Here is a 14,201-nt window from a genome sequence, read left to right on the forward strand (position 1 = left end):
TCCCTTGTCAAGGGGGTTTCCCCGGTGGTTTTTTTCCGGATTTCTCCTGAAAAAGCCGCAGGTTTCTCTTTACAACGGAAAACCCATATGATATAGTTATAAAGCACGCAATCGTGCAGAAACCGCCCCAGGACTTCGTCTCACGGACTTTCACCGGCCTGACGCGCAGTTCTGCGGGGAATTTTGGAAAGGTGGAAAAAACCATGCTGCGCAAAGAACAAAAGACCGCTATCATCGACGCCAACCGCACCCACGAGGGCGACACCGGCTCTCCGGAGGTCCAGATCGCCATTCTCACCGAGCGGATCAACCAGCTCACCTCCCACATGCAGGCCAACCCCCAGGACAAGCACTCCAACCGGGGTCTGCTGAAGATGGTCGGTAAGCGCCGCAGCCTGCTGGATTACCTGCAGAAGAAGGATATTGAGCGCTATCGTGCCCTGATCGCCAAGCTGGGTATCCGCAAGTAAGATGCAAATTGGGTGACGGAGGCTGTTTCTCCGTCACCCTTTTCCGCAAAAAAAGCGTTTTTTTGCCGGGAGCCGTTGCTTTTTGTGTTTGAAACTGTGCCCGAAGCCCTTCGGACATACTTTCAAATACGAAAAGGGCCGCTCCCGAGCACCTGTTGAAAAGGAGCAGATTTATGTCAACCATCATCACCAAGAGACAGTACCCCGGCTACCGCAAGTACGAGATGGAGCTGGCCGGCCGCCCCCTGACTTTGGAGGTGGGCAAGCTGGCGGAGCTGGCCAACGCCGCCGTCATGGTGGGCTACGGCGACACCCGCGTGCTGGTGTGCGCCACCGCCGCCCCCCGTCCCCGGGACGGCATCGACTTCTTCCCCCTGAGCGTGGACTTTGAGGAGAAGATGTACTCCGTGGGCCGCATCCCCGGTTCCTTCAACCGGCGGGAGGGCCGCCCCGGCGAGAAGGGCGTTCTGACCAGCCGGGTCATCGACCGCCCCATCCGCCCCCTGTTCCCCCACGACTTCCGCAACGACGTGTCCATCATGGCCACCGTCATGAGCGTGGACCACGACTGCTCTCCCGAGATTGCCGCCCTCATCGGCACCTCCGCCGCCCTGGCCATTTCCGACATCCCCTGGAATGGGCCCGTGGCCGCCCTGAAGGTGGGCCTGGTGGACGGGGAGCTGGTACTCAACCCCACCTCCGAGCAGCGCAAGGCCAGCGCCCTGGACGTGACCGTGGTCTCCACGGACAAGAAGGTGGTCATGATCGAGGCCGGCGCCGACGAGGTGGACAACGACACCATGTTCCGCGCCATCCAGCTGGCCCACGAGGAGAACCAAAAGCAGATCGCCCTCATCGGCCGGATGGTGGCCGAGATCGGCAAGCCCAAGTTCGACTATCCCCACGCCGACTTCAACCAGGAGCTGTTCGACCGGATTGTGGCGGACTTCATGGACGAGGCCAAGGCCGCCATGGACACCGACGACAAGAACGTGCGGGAGGCCCGCTGGAATGCCATGATCGAGCACTGGCACGAGAAGTATCTCGAGATCTATCCCAACATGGACCAGTACCTGGAGGAGATCACCTACAAGTTCCAGAAGAAGATCGTCAAGGCCTGGCTGCTGGAGGGCCACCGGGTGGACGGCCGCGCCAAGAACGAAATCCGTCCCCTGGACGCCGAGGTGGGCATCCTGCCCCGGGCCCACGGCTCCGGCCTCTTCACCCGCGGCCAGACCCAGGTCCTCTCCGCCTGCACCCTGGACACCCTCTCCGCCAACCAGAAGCTGGACACCATCTGGGAGGAGACGGAGAAGCGGTATATGCACCACTACAACTTCCCCGGCTACTCCGTGGGCGAGGCCAAGCCCGCCCGCAGCCCCGGCCGCCGGGAGATCGGCCACGGCGCCCTGGCCGAGCGGGCGCTGCTGCCGGTGCTGCCCTCCGTGGACGAGTTCCCCTACGCCATCCGCGTGGTCTCCGAGGTGGTCAGCTCCAACGGCTCCACCTCCCAGGGCTCCATCTGCGGCTCCACCCTGGCGCTGATGGATGCCGGCGTGCCCATCAAGGCCCCCGTGGCCGGCATCTCCTGCGGTCTCATCCAGGACGACGACGGCGCCTTCACCACCTTCATCGACATCCAGGGCGTGGAGGACTTCCACGGCGAGATGGACTTTAAGGTGGCCGGCACCAAGAAGGGCATCACCGCCATCCAGATGGACCTGAAGAACGACGGATTGACCATGGCCATCATCAAGGAGGCCCTGGACACCACTTACGACGCCCGCTGCCAGATCCTGGACCAGATCATGCTGCCCGTGATCGCCGAGCCCCGCAAGGAGGTCTCCCGCTACGCTCCCAAGATGCTGACCATGCACATCGACCCCTCCCGCATCCGGGAGGTCATCGGCTCCGGCGGCAAGGTCATCCAGAAGATCGTGGCCGACACCGGCGCCAAGATCGACATCAACGACGACGGCTCCATCTTTATCGCCGGCGTGGACGCCGCCAGCTGCGACGCCGCCAAGAAGTGTATCGACGACATCGTGTTCGTCCCCGAGGTGGGCTCTTTGTACTACGGCCGCGTGGTGCGGCTGATGACCTTCGGCGCCTTCGTGGAGCTGGCCCCCGGCAAGGACGGCCTGGTGCACATCTCCAAGCTGGCGGACCACCGCATTGAAAAGGTGGAGGACGCCTGCAAGATCGGCGACATGATGTGGGTGAAGGTCACCGAAATCGACGAAAAGGGCCGGGTGAACCTCTCTCACAAGGACGCCGTGAAGGAGATTCAGGCCAAAGAGGCCGCCGGCGAGCGGATCAAGTAATCCCCCTTCTCCCCTGAGCTGCTGCGGGGCGGGCTGACTGCCCGCCCCGCTTTTCCATTTCCCCCCGCCCGCCTCCCCCGCCCGGGAGCGCAGGAGAAAGGACGTCTCTATGCATGTGCGCACCTACCACCCCCAGGACCTGCCCGCCCTGCTGGCGCTGTTTTACGCCGCCGTTCACACCGGCTGCGCCGCCGACTACACCCCTGCCCAACTGGACGCCTGGGCCCCGGCGGAGCCGGATACCGCCGCCTGGGCCGCCGCCCTCTCCAAGGGCACCGCGCTGGTGGCGGAGGAGGCGGGGCGGCCCCTGGGCTTCGGCGCCATCGGCCCCGACGGGTATCTGGACCTCCTCTTCGTCCGCCCGGACCGGCAGGGGCAGGGCGTGGGCTCCGTCCTGTGCGGATTTTTGGAGGGGCTGTACCCCGTCGGCCACGTGACGGTCCACGCCTCCCGGACCGCCCGGCCCTTCTTCCGGCGCCGGGGCTACCGGCTTGTGCGCACGCAGCAGGTGGCCCGCCGGGGGCAGACACTGACCAACCACGTCATGGAAAAGGAGCTGATCTGAATGGACGTCATCGCCGCCATCTCCACCGGCAGCGGCGCCACCGCCATCGGCATTGTCCGGGTCTCCGGGGCGGGGTGCTTCGCCCTGTGCGGCCGTGTGTTCCGCGCCGTCTCCGGCAGGCCCTTTGAGACCCTGGCGCCCCGGACCATGGCCTTCGGCGAGATGCTGGACCAGCAGGGCCGGGTGATTGACCGGGGGCTGGCGGTCCGGTTTCCCGGCCCCCACAGCTACACCGGCGAGGACTCCGCCGAGTTCCACTGCCACGGCTCCCCGGTGGTGCTGCGGGAGCTGCTCTCCGCCCTGTTCGCCGCCGGGGCCCGGCAGGCCCGGGCCGGGGAGTTTACCCAGCGGGCCTTTTTGAACGGCCGCCTGGACCTGACCCAGGCGGAGGCCGTCATCGACCTCATCGACGCGGAGACCGCCGCCGCCGCCCGGAACGCCGCCGCCCAGCTGGACGGCGGGCTGCGCCGAGTGCTGGAGCCGGTGCAGGAGGCCCTGCTGGACATCTCCTCCCGGTTTTACGCCGTGGTGGACTACCCCGACGAGGACATCACGGACGCGGCGCCGGAGCAGGTGGCCCGGGCCCTCGCCGGCGCCCGGGAGACCCTGGACCGGCTCCTCTCCACCTGCCGCCGGGGCCGGGTGCTGAAGGCCGGCGTCCGCACCGCCATCGTGGGCCGCCCCAACGCCGGAAAGTCCTCCCTGCTCAACGCCCTGGCGGGCTACGACCGGGCCATCGTCACCGACATCCCCGGCACCACCCGGGACACGGTGGAGGAGTCCGTCCTCTGCGGCGGGGTCCTCCTGCGGCTGATCGACACCGCCGGCATCCGCGCCACCGGGGACACCGTGGAGCGGATGGGCGTGGAGCGGGCCCGGGCCGCCCTGGAGACCGCCGATCTGGTGCTGGCGGTGGTGGACAGCTCCGCCCCCATGACCGAGGAGGACGAGGCCGTGCTGGCCCTGGCCGCCCGGCAGGAGCGGTGGATCCTGGTGGCCAGCAAGGCCGACCTGCCCGCCGCCCCCGCTCCCCTCGTCTCCCGGCAGGCCCCCCGCCGCGTCCGTCTCCGTCTCCTCCGTCACCGGGGAGGGGCTGGCGGACCTGGAGGCCGCCGTGGCCGCCCTGTTCCCCGCCGGGGACGGCGAGGCCCCCGGCTCCCTCCTGACGGACCAGCGGCAGGAGGAGGCCGTCTCCCGGGCGGAAGCGGCCCTCCGGCGGGCGGCGGAGGCCCTGGCGGAGGGCATGACCCCCGACGCGGTGCTCACCGACGTGGAGGAGGCCCTGGACGCCCTGGGAGAGCTGACGGGCCGCACCGCCCGAGAGGAGATCGTCTCCCGGATTTTCTCCCGGTTCTGCGTGGGAAAATGAGCCGCTGGCCGTTTTCGTTTCCGCAAAATACGGTTTACAAAACGACGTCTGAGTGGTAAACTTTTCTCATACGAGGTTTTGACTTCCAGAATCAAGGAGGAGTATTCATGAGTGACCTGACCGCGCTGCGGGAGCGGCTGGAGACCCAGCGGCCCGTGGCCTGGGACCAGCTGCCGGACTTCACCCTCTATATGGACCAGGTGCTCTCCTATATGGACCGCCAGGTGCTGCGCTTCGACGAGGAGGACGCCCTGACCGCCGCCATGGTGAACAACTACACGAAAAGCGGCCTGGTGCCCCGGGCCGAGGGCAAGAAGTACAGCCGGGACCACCTGGCCTACCTCACCGCCATCTGCGTTTTGAAACGGGTGATGTCCTCCCGGGACATGGATTTGCTCATCAAGGAGGAGCTCCAGGGGGAGCGCTCCGTGGAGGACGGCTACGCCGCCTTCTGCGCCAGCCTGGACAAGGCGCTGAACATCACCTCCCGGGAGATGGCCCAGCGGCCCGAGGAGGACACCCTGGCGGACGCCGCCATTCACTTCGCCCTGCTGAGCTACGCCGCGGGCCTGGCCAGCAGCCGCTACGTGTCCCTGCTGCGCCGCCAGAAGGCACCGGCGGAGGAGAAGCCCGGCAAGAGCCGGAGCAAAAAAGAAAAGGAGCGTGACTGAGCCATGCGCGATTATGTCATCATGACCGACAGCTGCTGCGACCTGACCGCCCAAATGGCGGAGGAGCTGGAGCTGGCCGTGCTTCCTTTGAGCCTAGAGATGGGCGGACAGACCTACCGCAACTGGCTGGACGGCCGGGACATCCCCTTTGAGACCTTCTACGGCCGCCTCCGCTCCGGCGAGACCGCCACCACCTCCGCCGTCAGCGTGGGGGACTTTGAGGAGGCCATGCGGCCCATTCTGGCCGCCGGGAAGGACATTCTCTGCCTCAGCTTCTCCTCCGCCCTGTCCACCACCTACCAGTCCGCCTCCATCGCCGCCCAGAGCCTGGCGGAGGAGTTTCCCCAGGGGCGGGTGCTGGTGGTGGACTCCCTGTGCGCCTCCCTGGGCCAGGGGCTGTTCGTCTACCTCTGCGCCATGGAGAAGCGGAAGGGCCGCTCCCTGGAGGAGCTGCGGCGCTATGCCGAGGACATCCGGGGGCGCGTGTGCCACTGGTTCACCGTGGACGATCTGAACCACCTGAAGCGGGGCGGCCGCATCAACGCCGCCACGGCGCTGTTCGGCACCATGCTGGCCATCAAGCCGGTGATGCATGTGGACGACGAGGGCCGCCTGATCCCCGTGTCCAAGGCCCGGGGGCGGAAGGCCTCCCTGCTGGCCCTGGTGGACCACATGGAGCAAACCGCCGCGGACCCCGCCGGGCAGACGGTGTTCATCAGCCACGGCGACTGCGCGGAGGACGCCGGCTTTGTGGCGGAGGAGATCCGCCGCCGCTTCGGCACGGCGGACATCCGCATCAACTACGTGGGCCCGGTCATCGGCAACCACTCCGGCCCCGGCACCGTCGCCCTGTTTTTCCTGGGCAACCGGAGGTGAGGCGGATGGACTGGCTGGAACTGCACATCGACACGGTCCACGGCGGCCTGGAGACGGTGGAGACCCTCCTCTCCTCCCTGGACATCGACGGATTGGTGATCGACGACGAGGCGGAATTCCAGGACTTCCTGGAGCACAACCGCCAGTACTGGGACTACGTGGACGAGGACCTGGAAAAGGCCATGGCGGGCAAGTCCCGCGTCACCTTCTACCTCCCCGCCGACGAGACGGGCTTTTCCAAGCTGGGGGAGGTGCGCCTGGCCCTTCAGGCCCTGAAGGACGCCCGGTCCGACTGCGGCTCCCTGCTGCTGACCATGGACAACCTCCAGGACGCGGACTGGGAGAACAACTGGAAGCAGTACTACAAGCCCATCGAGATCGGGGAGCGGCTGCTGGTGGTGCCCCAGTGGGAGGCGGAAGCCGCCCGGCCCCGGGCGGAGGCCGCCGGCCGGGTGCCCCTGATCCTGGACCCGGGCCTCACCTTCGGCACCGGCAGCCACGCCACCACCCAGCTGTGCCTACAGGCGCTGGAGCAGGCCGTCCGGGGCGGGGAGCGGGTGCTGGATCTGGGCTGCGGCAGCGGCATCCTCTCCATCGCCGCGCTGAAGCTGGGCGCCGCCTCCGCCCTGGCGGTGGACATCGACGACAAGTGCCTGGACGTGGCCTATGAAAACGCCGCCCTCAACGGCATCGGCCGGGACGTCTACACCGTGCGGGCGGGGGACGTGCTCAGCGACCAGGCCCTGCGCCGGGAGATCGGCGGGGGCTACCAGGTGGTGCTGGCCAACATCGTGGCGGACGTCATCATCGGCCTGGCCCCGGTGGTCTCCTCTCTGCTGGCCCCCGGCGGGGTGTTCCTCTGCTCCGGCATCATCGACACCCGGGCGGAGGAGGTGGCGGCGGCCCTCCGGGCGGCGGGCCTCACCCTGCTGAGCAGCCGCAGCGCCGGCGGCTGGTTCGCCTACACCTGCCAATAACCGTCTCCAAAGTGCGCGGCCGGGCCGCGCACTTTTTTTGTCCGCCGGGCCTTCTTCGACAGATTCCATCCGACTTTTCCACAGGAGGGCTGTAAAATGGTGGAAAACGAAAGGAGGCGGTCACTTGGAACCCACAGAGGAGCGGCGGGTGCTGCGGCTGCCGGCGGCGGACATCCGCCCCAACCCCCGCCAGCCCCGGCGGGTCTTTGACGAGCGGGGGCTGCGGGAGCTGGCGGCCTCCATCCGCCGCCACGGCATCATCCAGCCCCTGACGGTGCGGCGGGGCGCCGAGGGCTGGGAGCTGGTGGCCGGGGAGCGGCGGCTCCGGGCGGCGAAGATGGCGGGACTGGAGACGGTGCCCTGCATCGAGGCCGCCGTGGACGACCGGGAGTCCGCCCTGCTGGCCCTGGTGGAGAATTTGCAGCGGCGGGACCTGCACTATTTCGAGGAGTCCGCCGCCATCGCGGACTACCTCCGCCAGAGCGGCGTCACCCAGGAGGAGGCCGCCGCCCTGCTGGGCCGGTCCCCCTCCGCCGTGGCCAACAAGCTGCGGCTGCTGCGGCTGTCCCCCGCCTGCCGGGAGGTGCTGGTGAAAAACGGCCTCTCGGAGCGCCACGCCCGCTGCCTGCTGCGGCTGGAGGACGAGGGGGAGCGGCTGGCGGCCCTGCGGCACATCTCGGAAAAGCAGATGAACGTGGCCCAGGCGGAGCAGTACGTGGAGCGGCGGCTCTCGGCCCTCCAGGCCGCGCCCCCCGCCCGGCGGCGGACCTTCATCCTCAAGGACGTGCGGCTGTTCCTCAACAGCCTGGACCGGGGGCTGCGGCTGATCCGGGAGGCGGGGGTGGACGCCCAGAGCGGCCGGGAGGAGACGGAGGACGACATCCTCCTCACCATCCGTATCCCCAAGCAGCGGCGGGACAAGTCCCCCAAACAGGGGTGAACGGGCTGTTGTTACTGGATTGTAATACTCTTTCCCACGAAATCGTGGTAAAATAAAGCCCTGACGGCATAGGCTGTCAAGACCATGGAATATCAGTGACAACAGGAGGGCTTCATGGAACAGACAAACGAAGCCATTGTGCAACCTTCCGGCGGCGCCCGGCTGAAAAAAGGCGGAAAGGCCCCCTTCCTGCTCCTGGGCGCACTCGTCGTCCTGCTGGCGGCCTACCTGGGCCTGTGCGCCTGGGCGGTCCGCAGCCCCTCCGTCTGGCGGGGGGCTCATGTGCTGGGCCAGGACATCGGCGGGCTGACGGAGGAGGAGGCCGCAAGGCGGGGGGAAGCCGCCCTGCCGGGCCTGGAAATCGGCCTGTACTTATACGACGGCGCACTGGAGGCTGTTCCCGGCCAGATGCCGGCGGCGCCGGACGCCGTGATTTCCCTGGCGGACCTGAATGCCGCCATCGACGTGCCCGCCCTGGTGCGGGGGGCGGCGGACGCCGTCCGCTCCGGCCCGTTCCTCACCGCCGGCTGGCGGTATTTCACCAGCCAGGACATCTACTACGGCGGCGGGGCCGGCGGGGAAATCCAGGTGGACGCCGCCGCGGCCGCCCAAGCCGCCCGGGACGCCGCCGCCCAACTGTCCTGGGACGCCCGGGACACCGGCTTTGAGACCGGGGAGGACAGCCTCCTCATCCACCTGGCCAAGGACGGCCGGGCCGTCAGCGCCCCGGCGCTGCAAACCCAGCTGGAGCGGGCATACTGGGACGCAGAGTTGACCCTCTACGTGCCCTACACCGTCACCGCCGCCCAAACCCTCACCGCCCGGGAGATTTACGAGCAGGTCTCCGGCGAGGTGAAAAACGCGGGGTACGACGCCGCCACCAACACCATCATCCCGGAGCGGATGGGGGCGGAGTTCGACGTGACCGCCGCCCAGGCGGCCATGGACGGCGGCGCCCCCGGGGAGACCGTCTCCATCGCCGCCCAAATCGAGTATCCCCGGGTCACCGCAAAGACGCTGCAATCGGTGCTGTTCCGGGATGTGCTGGGCGAATGCCGGACCCACGTGGGCGGCACCGCTGCCCGGAAGAGCAACGTGCGTCTGGCCTCCTCCGCCTTCAACAACGTGGTCCTCAACACCGGGGACGTGTTCTCCTACAACGAGACCGTGGGCCAGCGGACCACCGCCAAGGGCTATCAGGCCGCCCCCGCCTATGTGAAGGGGGAGACCGTGGACGAGATCGGCGGCGGCGTGTGCCAGCCCTCCTCCACGCTGTACCTGGCCTGCCTGCGGGCCAACATGGAGATCACGGAGCGCTACGCCCACCGCTACGTCCCCGCCTACATCCCCTGGGGCATGGACGCCACCGTGTCCTGGGGCGGCCCCGACTACAAGTTCACCAACAACACGGATTACCCCGTGAAGATCGTCACCACCTACGAGGGGGGCTATCTCACGGTGCGGCTCCTGGGCACCAACGAGCAGGGCATCACCTCCAAAATGACCAACGAGACCCTCTCCACCACCCCCTGGGAGACGGTGTATCAGGAGGACGCCACCCTGCCCGCCGGCACGGAGAAGGTCCAGACCACGCCCTACACCGGCTACAAAGTCCGCACCTACCGGAACCTGTACGACGCCGACGGCAAGCTGATCTCCAGCACCTACGAGGCCACCAGCGATTACAAGGTCCGCAACAAGGTGATCCTCCGGGGCCCCGCGCCGGTGACCGAGCCGGAGACCCCGGTGGCGGGCCCGGTGGAGATTCCCGCGGAGCCCGTGTCCCCCGTCACGCCCCCGGCGCCGGGGGAGGCGCCGGACGTCGCGCCGGAGGTTCCCCCCGAGGAGACGCCGGTGATCGTGATCCCCGAAAACGGCGGAGAGCCGCCCGCCCCGTAACCGCCCCAGTTCCGTACAAAAGAGACCGGCCGCCTGATGGGCGGCCGGTCTCTTCCGCTTGCCGGCGCCGTCTCTCCCCGTTTTTCCGCCGGCGGGGCAAACCCAAAGGCAATCGGTTTCCTCCGCGGAACGTCCGTGGCGGAACCGATTGCCGGCCCGCCCGTATGCCTTCGGCGCATCGCCTGCGGAGGCAGCCGTCCTCTTGAAAAGTGCCTGCGGCACGGTGCAAAAGTTGGGAAGCTGCCGGTCTCTTTTTCGTCCCCTTCGATAAAATCCGCCGATTTCCGCATACTACCTCCATTCCAGACAAGGAGGCGGGCCCATGACGAAACGATGGTGGCTGCCCCTGGGCGTGCTGCTGTGCGGCGCGGCGCTGCTGTGGCCCTGGCGCGGCGCCCTGACGGCGGAGGCCATCGCCGCCCGCTCCCCGGAGCAGGCGGCGATGGCGGCGGTTTTTTTGCTGGCGCTGTACGGGGGAAAGGGCCTCTCCCTAGTGCTGCCCCTCTCGGCGCTGGAGGCGGCGGGCGGGCTTCTCTTTCCCCTCCCCGCCGCCCTGGGCATCAACCTTGCGGGGGTGGCGCTGACCCACGCGGGGCCCTTCCTCCTGGGGCGGCGGCAGAAGGGGGACTTTCAGGCGCTGGAGGCGCGGCATCCCCGGCTGGCGCCGCTCCTCCGCCCGGCGGAGCGGCCGGGGCGGACGGTGTTTTTGCTGCGGCTGGGGGGCGCGGCCCCCGGCGACCTGGTGAGCTTCTGTCTGGGGGCCGCCGGGGTGCCCTGGGCGGCCTATCTGCTGCCGGGGCTTCTGGGAAGCCTGCCCCGGGTGGTCGCCGCCACGGTGCTGGGCAGCGCCCTGTGGGACATCGGCGGGCGGCGGTTCTGGCTGTCCCTGGCGGCGGGGGCGGCCCTCACGGCGCTCTCCCTGGCCCTGTGGCGGCTGGGGCGGCGGACGGCGTAGACGGCGAAAGAGGCGGCCCGCTGTTGCAGGCCGCCTCTTTTTTGTTGCCTGAGAACCGCCCGGTCAGGACTCCCGCTCCCGTTTCAGCTTGCGGATATCCTCCCCCACAAAGGGCAGCAGCTGGTACTCCCCCTCGATGCGGGAGGCGATCTGGGGCGTGTACCGCTGGGCCAGCTTCTCCGGGGAGAGGTTGGTGTTCAAAATGGTGGAGCGCTTCTCCATCAGCCGGGTGTTGACGATCTGGTACAGGGCGCTCTGGACGAAGGCGGTGGTCATCTCCGTGCCCAGGTCGTCCAAAATCAGCAGATCGCAGCCCAGCACCCGCTCCACGTCGGTGTCCGCCTCCCCGCTCTCCCGGCCGAACTTCTGGGCCTCAAAGCGCTCAAAGACGTGGGCGGCGGTGTCGTACACCACGGAAAAGCCCCGGCTGCTGACCTCCCGGGCGATGGCGGCGGAGAGGTGGGTCTTCCCCAGCCCCGGCGCCCCGAAGAGCAGCAGGTTCTCCGCCTTGCGGCCGAAGCGGTGGGCGTACTCGGCGCAGCTGTTGTAGACCTTCTCCTCCATGTGCTGCCGGGCGGACTTCCGCTGACCCGGGGCCAGCCGGTCGGAATACCAGTCCAGATCGAAGGTGTCGAAGCTCTGGCTCCCCAAATCCAGCATCCGGGACAGCTCCCGCTGCTGCTCCCGGGCGTAGTACTCCCGCAGGCACCGGCACACCCGGCCGCCGCAGTAGCCCGTGTCCCCGCAGAGGGCGCAGGCGGGCTGCTCCTCCAGACAGTCCTCCGGCAGGCCCATCTGCCGCAGCAGCGCCCGCTTCTCCGCCTGGAGCCGCAGGTTCTCCTCCCGCAGCCGCTCCACCGCCGGGCGGGGGTCCGCCCCCCGGCGGAGGGCGCCGGAGATGATGCGGCTCATGGTGGCGCGCAGCTCGCCGTCGATCTCCCGCAGCCGGGGCTGGCGGCTGAAAATGCTCTCCCGCCGCTCCTGGAACCGCTCCCGCCGCTGCTGGCGGTCCTCCTCAAATCGCTGGAGGGCCCGGCGCAGCACCTTTCCGTCATAGGCCATCTCTCACATCCGCCCCTCTCACACGTATTTCCAGGCGTCGTCGGAGGGGGCGGCGCCGCCCTCCCGCCGCGCCGCCGGGCGGTCCTTCTGCAAAACCTCCTCCGGCGTGTGCAGCCCCGCCTCGTGCCAGCGCTTCAAAATGCCGTTGCAGTAGGGCCACTTCAGCTCGTGGCACTTCAAAACCGTCTTGTCGCAGGCGATGGCCACCGTCTCCGGCGGAAAGCCCATCTCCTGCCAGGCGGCCAGGTACTTCTCCTCCGAGGCCACCGGCGGCCGGTCCCCCAGCTGGAGGGCCCGCATGTACCGCGGCAGGGCCCCCTGCCGCTCCGTGTAGGTCTTTAAGTACGCCGCCGCCTCCGCCTGGGTGTCGATCCCCCGGCGGGCCCAAGCGTAGCCCTCCTTTTCGATCTGACGCAGGGTGGGGCGGCGGCCCTCGCCGTACCGGCGGACCACCCGCTCCACGCAGTGGCACACCAGCAGGTAGATCACGTCCGCCGGAAGGCCCAGATAATCGCTCAGCCCCAGCAGCACCCCGATGTCCGGCGTGGTCAGTTTCTTGCCCAGCTTTCGCTCCACCTCGGCGGTGAGGTTGCGGAACTCGCCGCTCTCCTCCAGCCGCTGGGCGATGTCGGTGCGCTGGTAGGCGGGCCTTTCGTCGGCGGGTTCCGGCGGCAGGCTCTCTGCCGCCGGGGCGATGAGCCCCAGCTCCCGCAGGGTTCTCTCCGCCCCCTCGATGCGGGGCCGGTCCCACCGCAGCTCCCCCGCCAGGGACCGGGGCTGGGAGGCCCCGTGGTGACGCAGAAGGGCCAGGTACAGCAGCGCGGCGTCGCCGTCGCCCCGCTCCAGCAGCCGCCGGGCGGCCTGGGCCGTCAGGGTGATGCTCTCTTCCGCCGTGTGTACCAATACGCTTGCCATCGCCGCGCCTCCCTTCCTCGCATTCCCCTGTATTCTACACGAATTTTCCCCCGGCGGCAACCCCCCGCCCAAAAGGCGTCCCGAATTCATGAATTTTTTTGAAATCCCCCTCTTTTCTTCTGGCGCTGGCACCCCCCGTATGGTATACTGTACGCTGTAAAAATAGGCGGGGTCCGCCGTTTCACAAACGATAGAGGAGGAATCTTTCATGGCAAACCGGGTGGTCGTCAGCATCTGCGGGGAGGAGTATACCTTCGTGGCGGAGGAATCCGCGTCCTACATGCAGAAAGTGGGCTCCTATGTCAGCGAGAAGATGGACGAGGTCCTCAACGGCGCCAAGGTGGGCCGCACCGACGCCGCCGTTCTCACCGCCGCCAACATCGCCGATGAGCTGTTCAAGGCCCAGGCGGCGGCGGCGGAGCTGCGCTCCCAGATCAAGGGCTATCTGGACGAGGCGGGCAAGGCCCAGGCGGAGGTCAGCGAGCTGAAGCGGGAGGTGTTCCGCCTGCAGCAGCGGCTGGACCACCAGAGCCGCGGATGAGGCCGGAGCTTCTCTCCCCCGCCGGCTCGCCGGAGTCCCTCCGGGCCGCCGTGCAAAGTGGCGCCGGGGCGGTGTATCTGGGCTGGGGGGACTTCAACGCCCGCCGGAGCGCCAAGAACTTCTCCGACGAGGAGTTTGCCTGGGCCCTCGCCTACTGCCACGAGCGGGGCGTGCGGGTTTTCCTCACCCTGAACACCCTGCTGACGGACCGGGAGCTGCCCCGGGCCCTGGAGACCGCTGCCGCCGCCTGCCGCATGGGGGTGGACGCGGTGCTGGTCCAGGACTGGGGGCTGTTCGACCTGCTGCGCCGGTCCCTGCCGGACCTGCCCCTCCACGCCAGCACCCAGATGAGCCTCTTCACCTCCGGCGGCGCCCGGGAGGCCGCCGCCGACGGCTGCGAGCGGGTGGTCATCGCCCGGGAGTGCTCCCGGGAGGACACCGCCGCCATCTGCGCCGCCTGTCCGGCGGAGGTGGAGGTCTTTGTCCACGGGGCCCTGTGCATGTGCTACTCCGGCCAGTGCGCCATGAGCGCCGTTCTGGGCGGCCGCTCCGGCAACCGGGGCCGCTGCGCCCAGCCCTGCCGCCTGCCCTGCGAGGTGGTTCCCGCCGGGGAGGCCGCCGGCGCCGCCCTTGCGGC

The 14,201-nt window shown here is 68.5% G+C and carries 14 protein-coding genes and 1 pseudogene; 13 read left to right on the forward strand and 2 right to left on the reverse strand.

The features are described 5' to 3' along the window. Nucleotides 1–203 precede the first annotated feature (203 nt). The 11 genes and pseudogenes from rpsO (at nt 204) to QZS21_RS07320 (ending at nt 11,046) form a co-directional block, all read left to right on the forward strand. Nucleotides 204–470, forward strand: coding sequence for a 30S ribosomal protein S15 (gene rpsO, locus QZS21_RS07270; RefSeq protein ID WP_295581845.1), 267 nt, complete (start codon nt 204–206; stop codon nt 468–470). A 173-nt stretch (nt 471–643) separates the two neighbouring features. Then, nucleotides 644–2,794, forward strand: a complete 2,151-nt coding sequence (locus tag QZS21_RS07275; RefSeq protein ID WP_295581847.1) for a polyribonucleotide nucleotidyltransferase — start codon at nt 644–646, stop codon at nt 2,792–2,794. Between the two features lie 109 nt (nt 2,795–2,903). Beyond that, nucleotides 2,904–3,359, forward strand: a complete 456-nt coding sequence (locus QZS21_RS07280; protein WP_295581849.1) for a GNAT family N-acetyltransferase — start codon at nt 2,904–2,906, stop codon at nt 3,357–3,359. Continuing rightward, nucleotides 3,360–4,319 (forward strand): annotated as a pseudogene (mnmE, locus tag QZS21_RS07285) (tRNA uridine-5-carboxymethylaminomethyl(34) synthesis GTPase MnmE); the annotation flags it as partial. It lies immediately after the preceding gene. Nucleotides 4,320–4,473: 154 nt separating this feature from the next. Next, nucleotides 4,474–4,728 carry a hypothetical protein gene (locus tag QZS21_RS07290; protein WP_295581874.1) on the forward strand — a complete coding sequence of 85 codons (255 nt, stop codon included), beginning with the start codon at nt 4,474–4,476 and terminating at the stop codon, nt 4,726–4,728. Nucleotides 4,729–4,835: 107 nt separating this feature from the next. Next, on the forward strand, nt 4,836–5,399 hold the full coding sequence (locus QZS21_RS07295) for a DUF1836 domain-containing protein (RefSeq protein ID WP_295581851.1): 564 nt from the start codon (nt 4,836–4,838) through the stop codon (nt 5,397–5,399). A gap of 3 nt (nt 5,400–5,402) precedes the next feature. Then, entirely contained in the window at nt 5,403–6,275 is an 873-nt protein-coding gene (locus tag QZS21_RS07300) for a DegV family protein (RefSeq protein ID WP_295581853.1), read from the forward strand. A 5-nt stretch (nt 6,276–6,280) separates the two neighbouring features. After that, the gene (gene prmA / locus QZS21_RS07305; protein WP_295581855.1) at nt 6,281–7,252 is read left to right on the forward strand and encodes a 50S ribosomal protein L11 methyltransferase; all 972 of its coding nucleotides are present in this window, start codon (nt 6,281–6,283) and stop codon (nt 7,250–7,252) included. Between the two features lie 124 nt (nt 7,253–7,376). Continuing rightward, nucleotides 7,377–8,192, forward strand: a complete 816-nt coding sequence (locus QZS21_RS07310) for a ParB/RepB/Spo0J family partition protein (protein ID WP_295581857.1) — start codon at nt 7,377–7,379, stop codon at nt 8,190–8,192. A 114-nt stretch (nt 8,193–8,306) separates the two neighbouring features. Further along, the gene (locus QZS21_RS07315; protein ID WP_295581859.1) at nt 8,307–10,091 is read left to right on the forward strand and encodes a VanW family protein; all 1,785 of its coding nucleotides are present in this window, start codon (nt 8,307–8,309) and stop codon (nt 10,089–10,091) included. A 322-nt stretch (nt 10,092–10,413) separates the two neighbouring features. Then, nucleotides 10,414–11,046, forward strand: coding sequence for a VTT domain-containing protein (locus QZS21_RS07320; protein WP_295581861.1), 633 nt, complete (start codon nt 10,414–10,416; stop codon nt 11,044–11,046). A 63-nt stretch (nt 11,047–11,109) separates the two neighbouring features. On the opposite strand, the gene QZS21_RS07325 is transcribed toward QZS21_RS07320, so the two are convergent. Further along, on the reverse strand, nt 11,110–12,108 hold the full coding sequence (locus QZS21_RS07325; RefSeq protein ID WP_295581864.1) for an ATP-binding protein: 999 nt from the start codon (nt 12,106–12,108) through the stop codon (nt 11,110–11,112). Nucleotides 12,109–12,126: 18 nt separating this feature from the next. Beyond that, nucleotides 12,127–13,023: a DnaD domain protein gene (locus QZS21_RS07330; RefSeq protein WP_295581866.1), complete on the reverse strand. Its 897-nt coding sequence runs from the start codon at nt 13,021–13,023 to the stop codon at nt 12,127–12,129. A gap of 208 nt (nt 13,024–13,231) precedes the next feature. Here QZS21_RS07330 and QZS21_RS07335 point away from each other — a divergent pair, with 208 nt between their 5' ends. Together QZS21_RS07335 and QZS21_RS07340 are read left to right on the forward strand one after the other, a co-directional pair. After that, nucleotides 13,232–13,564 carry a cell division protein ZapA gene (locus QZS21_RS07335; RefSeq protein WP_295581868.1) on the forward strand — a complete coding sequence of 111 codons (333 nt, stop codon included), beginning with the start codon at nt 13,232–13,234 and terminating at the stop codon, nt 13,562–13,564. Beyond that, nucleotides 13,561–14,201, forward strand: a 641-nt coding sequence (locus tag QZS21_RS07340; RefSeq protein WP_295581871.1) for a peptidase U32 family protein, incomplete at its 3' end; no start/stop codon positions are given. The genes QZS21_RS07335 and QZS21_RS07340, both read left to right, overlap by 4 nt.

The organism is uncultured Oscillibacter sp., assembly GCF_900544955.1.
Classification (GTDB): Bacteria; Bacillota; Clostridia; order Oscillospirales; family Oscillospiraceae; genus Oscillibacter.